This is a genomic window from Pontimonas sp., assembly GCF_031581085.1.
Lineage (GTDB): Bacteria > Actinomycetota > Actinomycetes > Actinomycetales > Microbacteriaceae > Pontimonas.
The window spans coordinates 1-15,508 of record NZ_JAVLBO010000007.1 but is presented as its reverse complement, the minus strand read 5'-3'; the positions used below and the strand labels follow the sequence as shown (position 1 = coordinate 15,508).

Annotated in this window: 20 protein-coding genes; 7 read left to right on the top strand and 13 right to left on the bottom strand. The window is 61.8% G+C overall.

The features are described from left to right. Positions 1-4: 4 nt before the first annotated feature. The 5 genes from RI518_RS03325 to pknB all read left to right on the top strand — a co-directional run bounded on the left by RI518_RS03325 (position 5) and on the right by pknB (position 7,693). Positions 5-1,240: a protein phosphatase 2C domain-containing protein gene (locus tag RI518_RS03325; RefSeq protein WP_310671299.1), complete on the top strand. Its 1,236-nt coding sequence runs from the start codon at positions 5-7 to the stop codon at positions 1,238-1,240. After that, entirely contained in the window at positions 1,233-2,633 is a 1,401-nt protein-coding gene (locus RI518_RS03320; protein ID WP_310671300.1) for an FtsW/RodA/SpoVE family cell cycle protein, read from the top strand. Before RI518_RS03325 ends, RI518_RS03320 begins: the two co-directional genes overlap by 8 nt. Further along, complete coding sequence (locus tag RI518_RS03315; RefSeq protein ID WP_310671301.1) at positions 2,630-4,075, top strand: penicillin-binding transpeptidase domain-containing protein; 1,446 nt, start codon at positions 2,630-2,632, stop codon at positions 4,073-4,075. Before RI518_RS03320 ends, RI518_RS03315 begins: the two co-directional genes overlap by 4 nt. Next, entirely contained in the window at positions 4,072-5,841 is a 1,770-nt protein-coding gene (locus RI518_RS03310; protein WP_310671302.1) for a serine/threonine-protein kinase, read from the top strand. Before RI518_RS03315 ends, RI518_RS03310 begins: the two co-directional genes overlap by 4 nt. A 73-nt stretch (positions 5,842-5,914) precedes the next feature. Then, a complete protein-coding gene (gene pknB / locus RI518_RS03305; RefSeq protein WP_310671303.1) occupies positions 5,915-7,693 on the top strand; it encodes a Stk1 family PASTA domain-containing Ser/Thr kinase in 1,779 nt (592 codons plus the stop codon). Between the two features lie 20 nt (positions 7,694-7,713). Here the strand turns inward: pknB and RI518_RS03300 are convergent, their stop codons facing one another. From RI518_RS03300 to RI518_RS03290, 3 genes are read right to left on the bottom strand one after another with little or no spacing between them, the layout of a single operon-like run. Continuing rightward, a complete protein-coding gene (locus RI518_RS03300) occupies positions 7,714-8,358 on the bottom strand; it encodes a glutamine amidotransferase-related protein (RefSeq protein ID WP_310671304.1) in 645 nt (214 codons plus the stop codon). Position 8,359: 1 nt separating this feature from the next. After that, complete coding sequence (locus tag RI518_RS03295) at positions 8,360-8,515, bottom strand: hypothetical protein (protein ID WP_310671305.1); 156 nt, start codon at positions 8,513-8,515, stop codon at positions 8,360-8,362. After that, on the bottom strand, positions 8,515-9,291 hold the full coding sequence (locus RI518_RS03290; protein WP_310671306.1) for a class E sortase: 777 nt from the start codon (positions 9,289-9,291) through the stop codon (positions 8,515-8,517). Before RI518_RS03290 ends, RI518_RS03295 begins: the two co-directional genes overlap by 1 nt. A gap of 55 nt (positions 9,292-9,346) precedes the next feature. Between RI518_RS03290 and RI518_RS03285 the strand changes: the two genes are divergently transcribed. After that, positions 9,347-9,580, top strand: a complete 234-nt coding sequence (locus RI518_RS03285; protein ID WP_310671307.1) for a cell division protein CrgA — start codon at positions 9,347-9,349, stop codon at positions 9,578-9,580. A 110-nt stretch (positions 9,581-9,690) separates the two neighbouring features. Here the strand turns inward: RI518_RS03285 and RI518_RS03280 are convergent, their stop codons facing one another. Both RI518_RS03280 and RI518_RS03275 read right to left on the bottom strand, forming a co-directional pair. After that, complete coding sequence (locus RI518_RS03280; protein ID WP_310689340.1) at positions 9,691-10,518, bottom strand: rhomboid family intramembrane serine protease; 828 nt, start codon at positions 10,516-10,518, stop codon at positions 9,691-9,693. Next, the gene (locus RI518_RS03275) at positions 10,518-11,057 is read right to left on the bottom strand and encodes a peptidylprolyl isomerase (RefSeq protein ID WP_310671309.1); all 540 of its coding nucleotides are present in this window, start codon (positions 11,055-11,057) and stop codon (positions 10,518-10,520) included. The genes RI518_RS03280 and RI518_RS03275 overlap by 1 nt, the downstream gene beginning before the upstream one ends. A 105-nt stretch (positions 11,058-11,162) precedes the next feature. On the opposite strand from RI518_RS03275, the gene RI518_RS03270 reads away from it, so the two are divergent. Continuing rightward, positions 11,163-11,531, top strand: a complete 369-nt coding sequence (locus RI518_RS03270) for a hypothetical protein (protein WP_310671310.1) — start codon at positions 11,163-11,165, stop codon at positions 11,529-11,531. Positions 11,532-11,536: 5 nt separating this feature from the next. Here RI518_RS03270 and RI518_RS03265 read toward each other — a convergent pair whose 3' ends face one another. From RI518_RS03265 to RI518_RS03230, 8 genes are all read right to left on the bottom strand, one after another. Then, positions 11,537-12,475 (bottom strand): EamA family transporter, encoded by a 939-nt coding sequence (locus RI518_RS03265; RefSeq protein ID WP_310689339.1) that lies wholly within the window; start codon positions 12,473-12,475, stop codon positions 11,537-11,539. A 102-nt stretch (positions 12,476-12,577) separates the two neighbouring features. Continuing rightward, on the bottom strand, positions 12,578-12,850 hold the full coding sequence (locus RI518_RS03260; protein WP_310671312.1) for an HU family DNA-binding protein: 273 nt from the start codon (positions 12,848-12,850) through the stop codon (positions 12,578-12,580). Between the two features lie 64 nt (positions 12,851-12,914). Beyond that, a complete protein-coding gene (gene rpsN, locus RI518_RS03255) occupies positions 12,915-13,220 on the bottom strand; it encodes a 30S ribosomal protein S14 (protein ID WP_310671313.1) in 306 nt (101 codons plus the stop codon). Positions 13,221-13,223: 3 nt separating this feature from the next. Continuing rightward, positions 13,224-13,391 (bottom strand): 50S ribosomal protein L33, encoded by a 168-nt coding sequence (rpmG, locus tag RI518_RS03250; RefSeq protein ID WP_104912836.1) that lies wholly within the window; start codon positions 13,389-13,391, stop codon positions 13,224-13,226. Continuing rightward, positions 13,391-13,627, bottom strand: coding sequence for a 50S ribosomal protein L28 (rpmB, locus tag RI518_RS03245; protein WP_310671314.1), 237 nt, complete (start codon positions 13,625-13,627; stop codon positions 13,391-13,393). Before rpmB ends, rpmG begins: the two co-directional genes overlap by 1 nt. Before the next feature lie 155 nt (positions 13,628-13,782). After that, on the bottom strand, positions 13,783-14,175 hold the full coding sequence (locus RI518_RS03240) for a Fur family transcriptional regulator (protein WP_310671315.1): 393 nt from the start codon (positions 14,173-14,175) through the stop codon (positions 13,783-13,785). Continuing rightward, positions 14,172-14,975, bottom strand: a complete 804-nt coding sequence (locus RI518_RS03235; RefSeq protein WP_310671316.1) for a metal ABC transporter ATP-binding protein — start codon at positions 14,973-14,975, stop codon at positions 14,172-14,174. Before RI518_RS03235 ends, RI518_RS03240 begins: the two co-directional genes overlap by 4 nt. After that, a partial coding sequence (locus RI518_RS03230; RefSeq protein ID WP_310689337.1) for an iron chelate uptake ABC transporter family permease subunit occupies positions 14,972-15,508 on the bottom strand: 537 nt, incomplete at its 5' end. The genes RI518_RS03235 and RI518_RS03230, both read right to left, overlap by 4 nt.

The following is a 15,508-nucleotide window of genomic DNA, read 5'->3' as shown; positions in this document are numbered from 1 at the left end:
CCCGGTGGTCACTCCCGTCCTCAGTGCTGCGTCCTCCCACGTGGGAAAGGTCCGCGCGAGCAACCAAGATTCTGGTTCCGTGGGCAACCACCTGTTCGTGGTCGCCGACGGCATGGGCGGTCACGCCGGGGGTGATGTCGCAAGCGCCATCGCGGTAAAACACCTGGTCGGGATCGATCACTCCTACGACAGCACCGACGAGGCCCGCGAAGAGCTCTATCGCGGGATTATCGACGCGGGCGGCAAATTGACCCAAGCCGTCGCCGAACACCCCGAACTGACCGGCATGGGAACCACGGTCAGCGCGATGATTCGAGTCGGCCACCAAATGGTCATCGCCCATATCGGTGACTCACGGATTTACCGCCTGCGCGATGGCACTCTCGAGCAGATCACCTCGGACCACACTTTCGTTCAACGCCTGGTCGACACGGGGCGAATTACCCCCGAGGAAGCTGCCGTGCACCCCCGGCGAAGCGTCCTGATGCGGGTACTGGGTGACGTGGATGTCGACCCCGAAATCGATACCCACATCGTCGATACTGCGCCCGGGGATCGCTGGCTACTCTGCTCGGACGGTCTCAGCGGATACGTCTCTGAGCGAGAAATGGCCGAAATGCTGATCAGCATCGACGATCCGCAGGAAGCTGTCGACAAACTCATCCTCGCGAGCCTCGCCGAGGGTGCACCCGACAACGTCACCGTGGTGATCGCCCACATCGAAGAGGGCCTCGAGCACTCACCCCCGGCGGAGCCCCACGTGGTGGGCTCGGCGTCCGAGCCGCTCACCTACGAAACAGGTCCGGTCACCCGGGTTCAACGCCTCCCGGCGCTACTACTCCACCCCCTGCGCGCGCAGCCCATCGCCGATGAGCACTTCGAACCCGAAGAGGGCTACCTCGACGAGCTCATCGAAGAGGACCGTAAACGCCTGCGGCGCCGACGTATCGTCTGGTCGATCGGGGTGGTGCTCGTGGTGGCCGCTATCGTCTGGGGGGTCATCGCCAGCTACCAGTGGACCCAAACCAAATACTTTGTCGGAGCCGATGACGGGGTCGTCGTGATCTACCAGGGCGTCCAACAAAACGTCGGGCCCTTTAGCCTCTCGAGTACCTTTGAAGAAACCGACATTGTGGTGGACGAGCTGCCGCTGTTCATCCAAGACAGCGTGCAGGACACCCTGCCGGCCGACAGCTTGGATGAAGCCCGCGACATTGTGGAGCGGCTGACCCGTGACTAGCCAGGCGTCGCTTCCTCCCCTCGCGCCCGTCACCGGGCGCGTGGTGTTGAAAGTGCGGGTTCCCAAACGGCTTCGAAACTTAGAGCTGCTGCTGATCCTTTTTGCCCTCGGCTTGAGCGCCGTCGCCATGTCGCTGGTGCAGTTTGGCGCCCAGGGGGGACTAGACCTCCGAGTCTTGAGCTACGTCGGTCTCCTGGCCGTCCTGGTCCTGCTGGTCCACCTCGCGGTGCGCTGGTTGGCAGCCGACGCGGACCCGTTTGTTGTGCCGATTGCCACGATGCTCAACGGCCTCGGCATCACCATGATCCACCGCTTAGATATTGCCGAGGGTCTTGTCGGGTGGCAAGCAGCCGGTATTCGACAAATTGCCTGGAGTGCGGTCGCGCTCGTCGCGGTGGTGCTGGTACTGCTGATTGTGAGAAACCACCGGGTCTTGCAGCGCTACCGCTACTTGGCGATGCTCGCCGGGGTCGCGCTACTGGTGTTACCCCTGCTACCCGGTATCGGTCGCACCGTCAACGGGGCCACCCTGTGGGTGCAGTTGGGTGGGGTGTCGTTCCAGCCGGGTGAGGTGGCAAAAATTGCGCTGGCGATTTTCTTTGCCGGCTATTTACTGACCGCGAAAGATTCGCTTCGAGTCGTGGGCAAAAAGTTTCTGGGTGTGCGCTGGCCGCGTCTTCGAGACCTCGGACCGATCGTCCTGATCTGGTCGCTCTCGATGGGGGTTCTCATTTTTCAACGAGACCTCGGCACCTCGCTGCTCTACTTTGGCCTCTTCGTGGTGATGATGTTTATCGCGACCGAGCGGGTGATGTGGATCGTGCTGGGCGGTGGGCTCTTTCTCACCGGTGCCGCCATTGTGGGCAGCCAAATCGGCTACGTCCAGGGCCGCGTATCGGGCTGGTTGAACTCCTTCAACCAAGAGGTCTATGACGCGGTAGGGGGAAGCTACCAGCTCGTTCAGGGCCTCTTTGGCTTCGCCGAAGGCGGCTTTATCGGCCAAGGCTTGGGCCAGGGCCAACCCGACCTCGTTCCGCTGGCGAAAAGCGACTACATCGTCGCGGCCCTCGGCGAAGAGTTGGGGTTGATCGGGGTGTTCGCCATCCTCGCGCTGTATTTGCTTTTGGTCAGTCGGGGTTTTCGGGTCGGCTATTTGGGCACCGAAGATTTCGGTCGACTTCTCGCCTCGGGACTCGCGTTCGTCATCGCCTTGCAGGTGTTTGTGGTCATCGGCGGGCTCACCCGAATCATCCCGGTCACCGGACTGACGACACCGTTTCTCGCCGCCGGAGGCTCCTCGCTGGTGGCCAACTGGATGATTGTGGCGCTCATTTTGCGCCTGAGCGATGACGCGACAACCAGGGAGCGCCAACTCTCCGGGGGTGGCTCATGATTCGCTCACTGCGCCTGACCGGCACAGCCGTGGTGGTGTTGTTCATCGCACTCTTTGTTTCCACTTCGGTCGTCCACGTTCTGGCCGCCCCGGCGCTGACCAACGACGACCGAAACGTGCGAAACCTCTTTGAGAGTTTCGCGGCGGAGCGGGGACCCATTTTTGCCGGAAACGAACTGGTGGCGCGTTCGACGCCGGTCGATACGCAGTACGGCTACCTGCGCGACTACCCACACCCCGAGCTCTATGCACCCGTCGTGGGGTATTACACGCTCACCCAGGGAAACGCCGGAATCGAAAGCGAGCTGAATCCGTTTCTCACCGGTCAGTCCAACGAGCAGTTTCTCGATCAGTTGAACTCACTGGTCACCGGGACGACACCCAGTGGTGCCACGGTCGTGCTGAGCCTCGACCACGAACTCCAACGAGTCGCCTTTGACGCCCTCGCGGGTCGAAGCGGTTCGGTCGTGGCGATCGAACCCTCCACCGGGCGTATCCTCGCCATGGTCTCCACCCCCTCATTCGATCCCAACCTGTTGGCCTCCCACGCCACAGCCGATGTCTTGGAGACTTACCGCGCGTTGGAAGCAGACGACAACCAGCCTCTGGCCAATAAAGCCATCGCGGGAGATCAGTATTTCCCGGGCAGCGTCTTCAAAGTGTTAGTCACCGCCGCGGCGCTGGAATCCCAATCGTTCGTCTCCGGCAGCCAGTTTGACAACCCGCCGGAGCTCGAACTGCCGCTTTCGACCAACATTGTGACCAACTCCGGGGGGCGTTTATGTGGACCCGAAGAGGAAGTGAGTCTCGAAGACGCGCTCATCCAGTCCTGCAACATTCCGTTCGCCGAACTGGGTCTCGCCCTCGGAGAGGGCACAATCGGCTCTATGGCAGATGACTTCGGGTTCGAAGCAACACTGGAAATCCCGATGCCCGTCACCCCTTCTCGCTACCCCCGCGGGATGGATCAGGCCCAACTGATGCTCTCCTCGTTTGGCCAATACGACGTACGGGTGACCCCGCTGCAGGTGGCGATGATGAGTGCGGCCATCGCCAACGAGGGTGAATTGATGACCCCCCAGATTGTCGACACCGTCTTGGCCGACGACCTCGAAGTCTTACGAGAAACGGAGCCGTCGGTGTATTCCACCCCGCTGTCTGGGCGCACCGCGAGAGAGCTCGAGCGGATGCTCATCCGCTCGGTCGACGACGGTGTCGCCGGTGCCGCCGCACTCCCCGGTGTCGATGTGGCCGGGAAAACGGGCACCGCGGAAACCGGCATCGGTGACGGCCGGTCGTTCTGGTTTACCGGCTTTACCCCGGCCGACCAGGGCGATATTGCCGTGGCCGTCGTCGTCGAGGGCGAAGCCGCCGATGGCACCGGCAACTCGGTCGCGGGCCCCATCGCGCGCGCCGTACTCAGTGAGGCGGTGAACAGATGAGGCCCAGTACCGGCCAGGTCTATGGCGAGCGCTACGAACTGATTTCTCGCATCGCCATTGGCGGAATGGGCGAAGTGTGGAAAGCCACCGACACCGTCATCGGTCGCACCGTGGCGATCAAGATCCTCAAAGAGGAGTATTTCGGCGACCCCGGTTTCCGCGAGCGCTTCCGCGCCGAGGCCCGACACGCAGCGCTTGTCAACCACGAAGGAATCGCCAACGTCTTCGACTACGGCGAAGAGGAGGGTAACGCCTACCTGGTGATGGAAATGGTGCCCGGTGAGGCACTCTCCACCATTTTGGAGCGAGAGAAAGTCTTGGCCCCCGAGCGGGTCCTCTCCATCGTGCAGCAAACGGCACTCGCCCTCCATCAGGCCCATCAGGCGGGGTTGGTCCACCGCGACGTCAAACCCGGCAACCTGTTAATCACCCCCGATGGGACGGTGAAAATCACCGACTTTGGTATCGCCCGGGTGACCGACCAGGTTCCGCTCACGGCGACCGGCCAGGTCATGGGCACCGTCCAATACTTGGCTCCCGAGCAGGCCAGTGGGAAACCCGCATCCCCGTCGACCGACATTTACTCTCTCGGCATTGTCGCCTACGAAGCACTCTCTGGTCGGCGACCCTTCCGCGGTGAATCCCAAGTGTCGATCGCCATGGCGCACATCAAAGAAGCACCCCCCGAGCTGCCGGGGACGATCCCCGACGCCGTGCGCGCCCTGGTGATGTCGTGCATCGCGAAGAAACCAGAGGGCCGGCCAGAAACCGCCGAATCGCTGGCCAAAGCGGCCAGGGCCCTCGAGCGCGGTCACGTCGATGAGGGGCTGTCCTATATCCCCGCACCGGGCGCAGCCGCGGGGGCATCGGGCGCTACTGGTGCCAGCGGATCCACCGGGCCGTCCAACACCCAGCCCATTCCCGTGGTGGAGGAGGGTATTCCTCGTCGGGTCTGGACCATTGCCATCGCGGGGGGTGTGGGGGTCATCGCGCTGGTCATTGGGGCCATCTCGCTGATTAATTCCCAGTTGGGCTCCGGTGCCGAATCGCCACCGGAGGAGCCGGTGGCGATTGTTGAGGAACAAGAGGACCCCGCCGAGGAGCCTGTTGAGTCCGAAAGCCCGGAGGTCGAGCAGCCCGAGCCGGTCCCACAACCAGAACCAGAGGTGACCACTGTGGCGGTGCCAAGCTCGGAGGTGATCGGCAAAACCGAAGCCCAAGTGACCGAGATTTTGTCGAATCTCAATCTCCGCATCGACGCGATCACCGGAAATATCGCGCCCTCGCAGGATGCGGTCGGTCAGGCCTACCGGGTGAACCCCAACGGCAGGGTCGCCGAAAACACTCTGATCGCCGTCTATTTTTACGCCGAAATTCCCAACCCTCCCCAGCCCTCCGAGATGGCGATTGACCCGGGCGAGGGTCCCTACGCACCGGGCGATGAAGTCACCCTGAGCTGGCCCGCCTACGCCCAGTGTCCCAGCGGGTTCCCGGTGACTAACTATCGCCTTGAGCTCAGCCGGGGAACCCTGGTGGATGAAGACGACGCGGTGTTGGGAGCCGACACCACCGAGGTGGTGGTCACCCTGGGTGATCCGGGAGATTTCTCGGCCAGCTACGTGGTGAGCTGTTCTGACATCAACACTCCGAAGTCCGCTGCCACCACGCTCAGCATTGTCGACCCGAACGCGCCCGAAGAGGGCTCGGAAGAGGGCTCGGAAGACGAATCGAGTGGGGACTCTGGCGAGTCGGGAACAGAAGAGTAAATCACGGAAGTCAGTAGACTGGCGGCTTGGCCGGAGCGATAATCAGACCGGCCTGTGGGGGAGTGACAAAACAGTGAGCAACCAAGCGAGGGGTCCGTGGACGGGCCGACTGCTCGGTGGCCGCTATGAAGTCAACGGCATCGTCGGTCGCGGCGGCATGGCCGATGTCTACCAGGGTCGAGATGGCCGACTCGGTCGCGACGTCGCCATCAAAGTCTTAAAAGCCACCCTCTCCACCGACGTCACGGCTCGTGAGCGTTTTCGTCGCGAGGCGATGGCGGTGTCGAAAATGGCCCACCCCACCGTGGTGCGAGTGTTTGACGCCGGCGACGAGGTCGACGCCGATGAACACGGCAACCCGACGGGTTCCACCACCCCCTACATCGTGATGGAGTTTGTGAAGGGGCGTCTGCTGAGCGACATCATTCACCGGGGCATCATTGACGAGGCCGCAGCTCTGGGAATCGCCGATGGGATGCTCAACGCCCTGGAAGTCTCGCACCAGGCCGGTATCGTCCACCGTGACATCAAACCGGCAAACGTGATGATCACCACCGACGGTGGTGTGAAAGTCATGGATTTTGGTATCGCCCGCGCCATTGCCGACACGGTGGCAAACGGTGGTGAAACGTCATCCATTGTCGGCACCGCGCTCTACCTCTCACCCGAGCAAGCCCGCGGCCAAGACGCCACTGAACGCAGTGACCTCTACGCGCTGGGGGTCGTCCTCTACGAAATGTTGGCCGGTCGGCCACCCTTCGAGGGCGACTCACCCGTGTCGGTCGCGTTTCAACACATCAACGACGAACCGGCTCCGCTTGGACTGCAAAATCCCACGGTGAGCCGTGGCACGGCGCGCATCGTGCACAGACTGTTGGAAAAGGAAGCCCGGGAGCGCTTTTCGTCCGCCACCGAGGTGAGAAAAGCCCTGTTGGCCTTGCCCGAACCGGGGGCGCCAGAGCCGGAAGAGGTCCCGACCGTCGCCGTGGCGGAGACTACGGAACCACCGCCCGTCACGGCCAGTATCCCGCAACCGACGTGGCAGTCTCGCGCCGAACCCGCGGTGGATTTTTCGCTCCCGGCGGGTGGCAGTGTGCAGCAGGCGAGCGTTCCCCGACTGGCGATCGCCTTCGGGTCAGTCATTGCGATTTCCATGTTGATCGCCATTGTGGTCTGGCTGTTCACCCTGAACCCCTCCACGGTGTCGACCGCGGCTGCTCCCATGGTTCCCGACCTTCGGGGCCAAAGCCAGGCCGTGGCGGTGAGCACCGTCGAGTCTTTGGGCTTAAACCCCGCCGTAGTGGAGGAAGTAAGCGGTGAGTTTGACGAAGGGCTGGTCATTCGCACCGAACCGGGCCCGGGACTGCGCGTGGCCCAAGGCGAGAGGGTTCGCCTGTTTATCTCCGCGGGAGCCGATCAAATACGCCTGCCCGATGTGGTCAACCAAACCTCCGAGGAGGCGAGGGAGCGATTGACCGAGCTTGGCTTGGCCCCCACCGACGACCGCCTCGACTATTCGCCAAACATCCCCGAGGGCACGGTATTGGGGATGGTGCCAGAGGCGGGCACGATGCTGGACCCCGCAGACCCGGTCACTCTCGTCGTCTCTAACGGGTTGGTGTTGGTGCCGGATGTCCTGGGAATCACCGTGGGGGAAGCGAACCCGCTACTGAGCGGTCCGGATATTCAGTTGACGGTGCGCTTGCAGCCAGATACCAGCTGTCAGGGACAGACCGTGCAATCGCAGTCGCTCAGTCCCGGGGAGCACCCGCAGCGCTCGGAGATTACCCTCACCTACTGTTCCGGGTTTGACCCGGAGAACCCGTTTGTGCCAGAAGTGGGCGACGGCTAGACAACCCGACTATTGTGCGACTACGCAGTACTGCCGGTCACCCGAGGGCTTAAGCCCTTGGCCTTTTCCCCGGCTCCCACCAAGCCGGCCTTTTCTAACCAGTTGCCGAGCATTTGGTAGCCACCCTCGGTGACCACCGATTCGGGGTGGAATTGCACGCCGTATACCGGCTCCTCGGTGTGACACAGGCCCATGATGACACCGCCCTGGGTTTTTGCGGTGATGTCGAGTTGTGCGGGAACTGTTCCATCGACCACGGCGAGGCTGTGGTAGCGGGTGGCGCGAAACGATTCGGGCACCCCGGAAAAGAGTGCGCTGCCGTCGTGGACGACCTGGGAGGTTTTGCCGTGCATCAGCTCCTCAGCGTGTTCCACCCTCCCGCCGAGGGCTTCCGCAATGGCCTGGTGGCCCAAACACACCCCGAGGAGGGGGGTGTGCGCCCGGATGGCTTCGTGGACCAGGGGAATGGAAATCCCCGCGTCGGCGGGGGTGCCCGGGCCCGGGGAGAGCAAGACGCCGTCGTATCCACTGATGAGTTCGGCAAGCGCGTCGACGCTCACCGAGTCGTTTCGAATCACGTCGGTGGTCGCACCGAGCTGGTGGAGGTAGCCGTTTAGGGTATAGACAAAACTGTCGTAGTTGTCGACAACGAGAATATGGACCATGTCACCCCACCGTGGATTGTTCAACTAGGAAAGTATCAGCGACAAACGGGAAAACGACGAAAAACAGCAGGGCCAGTACCGACAGACCCAAAATGACTGCTTGGAGTGTTTTTGCCCACCGCGGCCCCGGCAGCGCCCTCCACAACCAGAGATACATCAGGTCACCTCACTCGCGACGGTGGCGATTTCTGCGGGCGGGCCGCCCCCTCGCGGATACCAGGCGTCAAAGACGGCGTAGGCGATGATGCGTTCTGCCTCCGAAAAGCGCGGGTGACAGCTAGTCAGCGTGAGGAGTCGCTCGGTGGCCTCAGCATCTGGTTGGTGGGGAATGGGGGCTAAGACTTCTACCTGGGTGGGCCACACGTATTCGAGGTTTCGAAATTGGTAGCTGTACCAGCCCTGTTCGACTTCCACGTAGAGCCGGTCACCGGCTCGCAGTTCACCGATTTCACTAAACGACGCCCCGTAGGTGGTGCGGTGTCCCGCTATTCCGACATTGCCCAGTTCACCAAACTGGGCGGTCTGCGGATAGCGCCCCACTCCCAATTCCCGACTGTTGAGTACCGTCTGAAGGTCCACACCTTCAGCGATCGTGCGCGCGTAGGTGTCACCAAACCGCGGCACATACAACACCGCGAATGCCTCGCCTTCTGTGACATCTCCCACCACCGGGGGATCGATGGCCGTCGCGCTGCCGTCTGATTCCCCGCGGGCTTTGCCGAATGTGTCCGGTGTCTCGCTGTCCCACTGGGAGGCCACCTCGGATGCCGAGCGGGCTTGGCTCGAGCCTTGTATCCAGTCGTTGACGCCCAGATACCAGCCAAAGAACAACAACCCCACAACCCCTACGGTGAGGCTCACCTCGCCGGCAACACCCAGCCAGAAACCCGGCCGTCGTGATCGCCCGGAGGCAGTGGAGGGTTGCGCCGTCATTTTCCTCAGTCTACGAGCACCCCGCCAAGAGCCACCCTCCAGTACACTCGGGGGCATGGCTGATCAAGGGCGCGGACGTACCTCCGTGAGTGTTTCCGAAGACGACGACAACAACCCGCCGTGGTTCAAACCGGTGATGTTTGGACTGATGCTGATTGGTTTGGTGTGGATTCTCGTCTACTACATCGCCGGAACAGGGTGGCCCATTCCCCAAATCGGCGCCTGGAATATCGCGGTCGGCTTCGGCATCATGTTCGCCGGCTTCTTAATGACCACGCGCTGGCGCTAGCCCCGGCTCACTCGATTCACCCGGCTAACTCGGCTTTAGTTACAGCCGTGTAGTTTTTCCCCCTGTTGATGAGACTGTGGATAACCCTACGTCGTGCCGCAAAGTGGCGCCTACAGCAGGACAAACCGCGCCGCACTGAGCAGCACCAAGGCCCCTGTCGTGAGGCCAAACACCCCGGGGATGCCACCGGGAATATTCCCCTCTTCCCGAGCGCGCACCACACCCCACGCGATGGCTAAGCCCACCAGTAACCCGCCGATGTGCGCCTGCCAGGACACCCCCGGAACGATAAAGCCCAACACCAGGTTCAACAACAGCACGATTAAGAGCTGGGGGTTTGACACCCCAAAGCTCTGCTGGAGTACCAACAGGGCACCGAAGAGTCCGAAAATGGCGCCGGAGGCGCCAATGACCGCCTGGCCGTAGCCCAACCACAGCACCGCCACCGATCCGCCCAAACCGGAAATGAAAAACAGCAGGGCAAAGCGGCCGGACCCGAGAAGTCGCTCGATGAGGGTCCCCAATACCCACAGCGAATACCCGTTGAAGAGGATGTGGAAGAAGGAACGCTCGGAGTGAACAAAGAGCGCCGTGAGCATTCGCCACGGCTGATCGGGCGTGAGCGGGGGGTAATACAGCGCCAGGTTCGTGACAATGCCGCCGCTGAGAAGCTGGCCGAGGTAGACGACCACAATGGTCGCCAGCAGCGAATAGGTCACTGGTGCCTCAGCCCACCATCCGCTGCGACCCGCCCTCCGAACCGACTTGGGTTGACGCGCTTTGGCCTCCGCCTGGCATTCCGGGCAGTGCACCCCGACGGGAGCGGCGATCTGGCAATCGCCGCAGATTGTTCTCGCGCAGCGCTGACACAGCACATAGCTCACCCGCTTGGGGTGGCGATAGCAGAAGTCGTCGGAGGACGACCCTTCAGTGCTCACTAGGCGTCAGAAATACTGACCCGGTGGATGATGACGTCGTCGACGGGACGATCGTTGGCACCGGTGGGCGTGGCTTCAATCGCTTTCACTACCGCCTGGGACTCCTCATCGAGCACCACACCAAAAATGGTGTGGTTTCCCTGCAACCAGGGTGTGGCGGCGGTCGTCACAAAAAACTGTGAACCGTTGGTGCCCTGGCCGCCGCGCTTTCCGGCGTTGGCCATCGCCAGCAGGAAGGGCTCGTTGAAGCTCAGCTCCGGGTGAATCTCATCGTCGAACTGGTAGCCGGGACCACCGGTTCCCGTGCCTAACGGGTCACCACCTTGAATCATGAAGCCCGGAATGACCCGGTGGAAAATCACGTCGGTGTAGAGCGGGTCTGAGACCGTCTCGCCCGTATTCGGGTGAGTCCAGCTGATGTCGCCGGTGGCGAGACCGACGAAGTTCTTCACGGTCTTGGGGGCGTGGTTTTCGAATAAGCCCAGCCGAATATCGCCGTGGTTCGTGTGCAAGGTCGCGAGGTGAGTGTGCAATGTCATTCCTTAAGTCTGCCAGGAATCAGAAGGTCCACGTGCGGGGGCACCAAGAACACTCCCAAGGTTTTCTGCCAGACTGAAGATTATTCCACTGGAAGGAGTGGTTCCATGGAACTATCCAAGAAACGCGAACGTGAACTCAGTCGCCTGAGCGACGACGCCGGAGATCTCTGGCAGAAACAACGCGACCTGCTCGCCCGGGCATCTGAAGTCCTGCGCGACGCCGGCCGTCACGCCGGCGACATCGGCCGAGACGAGCTCTACCCGAAGGCGAAATCGTCACTCCAGCACGCGGTGGCCCCCGCACTGGAAAAGGTCCGCCGGCACAAGCCCCAGCCCGAGCCGGAGTCAAAAATGGGCGCCGGAGCTTTCGCATTGATGGCAATCGGTGCGGCGACGGTGGCTGTTGTGGGCTACGCCATTTGGAGCACGCTGCGCGCCGACGAAGACCTGTGGGTCGAGGCCGACGACGCCTAAGCGCCTTACCCGTTTAGGGTGGGCAGGCCGATTTCCCCGGTCGGCTCTTTGAGCCGGTCGCGCTTTTTCACGTAGACGCCTCGGCGCTGTGACGCGAGGAAGCTACCCAACACCACGAGCGGGAACCCGACCAGGAACCCCGGGGTGAGTGGCTCGTTTAAGAACAGTACGCCCAGGAGTATCGCGACGACCACGTTGACATAGACAATCAGCGTGGATCGGCCGGGGCCCACTTCTTTGATCAGCTCAAAGAAGAAGATAAAGCCCAGGGCGGAGGCCACGACGCCGAGGTACAGCACGGCAACGAGCGAATCGGTGGGTGGGGTTGCCGCGATTTCAGACGGCAGGTTCAACCAGGCGGGAATCGCATAGACCGCGGAGACCATCATCATGGAGAGCGTGATGACTCCCAGAGTGGGAACGTCGTGGAGTTTTCGATCCGCAATAATTGGCGCGATCGCATAACCCGTCGCCGCTCCCAGCAACATCACCACCGGTAAGACGGCGATACGACCAGAGAACGCGTCGATTCCCACCAGCGCCACAACACCCGAGAAGCCGAGCACCAGGCCCAGCACGGTGAGCGGGTGCCACGCGGAGCGATCGCCCAGTAACCCAATGAGGAAAGCGGCGATAAAGGGCACGGTGGTGATTAACAGACCGGCGAGGCTGGAGGAGACTGAGCGCTCCGCTTCGGTGATGAGCGCCCACGGTCCCACCATTTCAATCACCGCAAACCCGAGAACAAACGGCCACGCTTTTAAGGCGGGGCGCAGAGCACCCCGGGCGAGTGCGATCGGAAGCAGCACCAGCGCCCCAATGGTCACCCGAATCCAGACGATGCTGGGAGTGGAGAAGGATTCAATGGCCAGCGCGATAAAGAAGTAGGGCGTTCCCCAAATGATTCCGGTGATGAGAAAGAAGACAAAACCCCGTGCGGACATCAGGCCATGCTAGTACCCCCGATGGGCTGTGTCAGACCACCGTGTGGGTAACGCAAAGGGGGCGAGTCCAACCTGGACTCGCCCCCTTATGAAGTGTGTGTGCTACTTGACGGAAGCCTTCAACTTCGATCCAGCCGACACCTTCACACCGTTTGCTGCAGCGATCTGGATGGTCGCACCCGTCTGTGGGTTGCGTCCGGTGCGAGCTGCTCGGTGGGTGCGCTCGAAAGCGATCCAACCGGGGATAGTAACTTTGGTGCCCTTCTTCAGTTCACCGGTCACTACGGTGAACATTGCGTCGAGTACACCGTTCACTGCGGCCTGAGTCTGGCCGGTCTCAGCTGCAACAGCAGCAACGAGCTCTGAGCGATTCATTTGGTCTGGTCCTCCTCGGACTTTGTGAGCGAGCTAAACCCGGTATCACCGAGCCGTAAGAAAACTACCAGCTGGCCTTAGTGATACCCGGTAACTCGCCACGGTGTGCCATATTGCGAAATCTCACGCGCGAAATGCCGTATTTGCTCAGCACACCGCGGGGACGACCGTCGATTTCGTCACGGCTGCGCACCCGAATGGGAGACGCGTCGCGAGGCAACTTCTGCAGGCCCTTGCGCGCCGCTTCACGCGACTCGTCGGTTCCCTTCGGGTCGACCAGAGCCTTTTTCAGCTCGAGACGCTTCTCGGCGTAGCGCGCGACGATGATCTTGCGCTGTTCGTTCTTGGCAATCTTTGATTTCTTCGCCATCTGTTATCGCTCCTCGCGGAATTCGACGTGCTGACGCACGACCGGGTCGTATTTTTTCAGCACCAAACGGTCGGGGTCGTTCCGGCGGTTCTTCCGGGTGACATAGGTGTAGCCGGTGCCGGCAGTCGACTTCATTTTGATGATCGGTCGAACATCCTGTGCCTTTGCCATTAGAGCTTCACCCCCTGGGACATGAGGTCGCGCACAACGGCGTCGATTCCTCTCGCATCGATGACTTTGATGCCCTTCGCCGAGAGTGTCAGGGTGACACTGCGCTTCAGCGACGGCACAAAGTACGTCTTCTTTTGGATATTCGGGTCGAAGCGCCGCTTCGTCCGACGGTGTGAGTGCGAAACGTTGTGGCCGAAGCCGGGCTTCGCCCCTGTTACTTGGCAGACTGCTGCCATGGTGTCCTCCTGTTGATTACCGTGAGACGAAAGGGCCTCACCCAAGATCACTTGTCGGCACGCGACACAAAGAATCGATTTCTCGAGGGTCTGTGAGCCAGCGCACAAGATGGGCGGAAAACCGCTCAACCCCTAAAGTGTAGGGGTTTGACCACTCAATTGCCAGTCGATGCTCTGTGGCAGTCCGGGCAGAGGCCAAAAACGTCGACCACGTGTTCGGGTTCAAAGTAGCCGTGTGCGCTGGCCACACTCGCCGCCCACGACTCCACCGGTTCAGCCGAGATCTCCGTGGTGGCCCCGCAGCGACGACACACCAAGTGGTGGTGATGGCCGGGGCGGCAGGCGCGATACACCGTCTCACCATCGCGGGTGAGTGAGTCAGCGACCCCCTCACCCGCGAGCGCGGTGAGCGCGCGGTACACGGTCGCCAGCCCGATCGCAGAGCCAGAATCGCGAAGTGCCTGGTATACGTCTTGTGCGCTCGCGAAACCCGGTGTCCGGTCGAGTAATTCGCGCACTTCGTCGCGCTGTTTGGTTCGACGTTTCACGGCATTCTCCTGCGGCTGAACGCTTCTCCGGCGTCTGCGGGGTCGTCGTGGATGACATCCAGAACCGTCTCGTCTGAACCGTGTTCGGGGTGGAGGGTACCGAGGCCATACGCCTCGGCGAGGTGTTCGGCGGTGAGGACGTCATCGGGCGCGCCGCTGGCCACCACGCGGCCCGCCATCAATAAGACGTAGTCCGCCGAGCGGGCTTCCTCTAAATCGTGGGTGGTGTACACCACGGTGCAGCCTTGTTCGGGTTCGTCGTGAATGATCTGGTCGATGACCCTCGCCGAAGGGACATCCATTCCCGTCAGAGGCTCATCGAGCAGCAGCACGCTGTGGTCTTGGGCGAGGGCTTGGGCGACAAACACCCGCTGGCGTTGGCCACCAGAGAGTTGGTGAATGCTGCGATCGGCGAGGTTCACAATATCCAACTGTTCCATCGCCTCGCGGACACGCTGTTTATCCACCGGGCGAAGGCGGCCGAGCCCGCCTCGGGTGGCAAAGCGTCCCATTCGCACCACTTCACGCACCGTCATCGGAATTCCCGGTGTAATGGGCATGTACTGGAGGACGTAGGCCACATCGGAGAGGGCCTCCTCGGGTGTTTTGCCCAGTACCCGCAGTTGGCCCTGGTCGACTTCGAGCAGGCCGGTAATGGCGTGCAAGACGCTGGATTTTCCGCTTCCGTTCGGGCCGATGATCGCCACGGTGGACGCAGTGGGAATACGAAAACTGGAGGGCTCGACGACGACGCTGCCCTCTCGGACAATGCGCATGTCGCTGGCGACAATGGCACTCATGCATTCACCTCCGCCCGTGGACGGGTGACCAGACCGATCACTTCTCGAGCCCCCATCACGAGGAAAAACAACACCACGGGGATGAGAGCCATTGTCGCTGACCCGGCAGTGCCAAGATAAAAACTCAGTGTGAGGCCAAGCCATACCGATCCGACACCGATCAGGGCGGCAACCACCATGAGCCGGGGAATCGTGCGCACGAGCAGGCTCGCCACCGCGGGCGGCCCGATGAGTAACCCCAGCACCAGGAGGGTGCCGACGGATTGGTAGCTGCCAATAATGGCCAGCGCGATGAGTGCCAGCAGGATGGCGTGGGTGGTCCGCGGGTGCAGGCCCAGCAGGTGAGCTTTGTCGCGGTTGACGCTCAAGACCGCTAGCGGGCGATAGAGCACGAGAGACACGGCGAGCACGATGGCCAACAACACGAGTTGGCCGGTAATGTCCGACCAGGACACTCCCAGTGCGTCGCCAAAGAGGATGCTGGTAAGTGAGCCGGCGTAGGAATCAAGCCTCGAGAGAATCACCACACCGAG

Bases quoted from the DNA above. Each gene is read 5' to 3' on its own strand.
- RI518_RS03315 (WP_310671301.1), top strand. From the start codon at position 2,630: ATGATTCGCTCACTGCGCCTGACCGGCACAGCCGTGGTGGTGTTGTTC.
- RI518_RS03310 (WP_310671302.1), top strand. From the start codon at position 4,072: ATGAGGCCCAGTACCGGCCAGGTCTATGGCGAGCGCTACGAACTGATT.
- RI518_RS03300 (WP_310671304.1), bottom strand. From the start codon at position 8,358: ATGGTCCATATTCTCGTTGTCGACAACTACGACAGTTTTGTCTATACC.
- RI518_RS03295 (WP_310671305.1), bottom strand. From the start codon at position 8,515: ATGTATCTCTGGTTGTGGAGGGCGCTGCCGGGGCCGCGGTGGGCAAAA.
- RI518_RS03290 (WP_310671306.1), bottom strand. From the start codon at position 9,291: ATGACGGCGCAACCCTCCACTGCCTCCGGGCGATCACGACGGCCGGGT.
- RI518_RS03285 (WP_310671307.1), top strand. From the start codon at position 9,347: ATGGCTGATCAAGGGCGCGGACGTACCTCCGTGAGTGTTTCCGAAGAC.
- RI518_RS03275 (WP_310671309.1), bottom strand. From the start codon at position 11,057: ATGACATTGCACACTCACCTCGCGACCTTGCACACGAACCACGGCGAT.
- RI518_RS03270 (WP_310671310.1), top strand. From the start codon at position 11,163: ATGGAACTATCCAAGAAACGCGAACGTGAACTCAGTCGCCTGAGCGAC.
- RI518_RS03265 (WP_310689339.1), bottom strand. From the start codon at position 12,475: ATGTCCGCACGGGGTTTTGTCTTCTTTCTCATCACCGGAATCATTTGG.
- RI518_RS03260 (WP_310671312.1), bottom strand. From the start codon at position 12,850: ATGAATCGCTCAGAGCTCGTTGCTGCTGTTGCAGCTGAGACCGGCCAG.
- rpsN (WP_310671313.1), bottom strand. From the start codon at position 13,220: ATGGCGAAGAAATCAAAGATTGCCAAGAACGAACAGCGCAAGATCATC.
- rpmG (WP_104912836.1), bottom strand. From the start codon at position 13,391: ATGGCAAAGGCACAGGATGTTCGACCGATCATCAAAATGAAGTCGACT.
- rpmB (WP_310671314.1), bottom strand. From the start codon at position 13,627: ATGGCAGCAGTCTGCCAAGTAACAGGGGCGAAGCCCGGCTTCGGCCAC.
- RI518_RS03235 (WP_310671316.1), bottom strand. From the start codon at position 14,975: ATGAGTGCCATTGTCGCCAGCGACATGCGCATTGTCCGAGAGGGCAGC.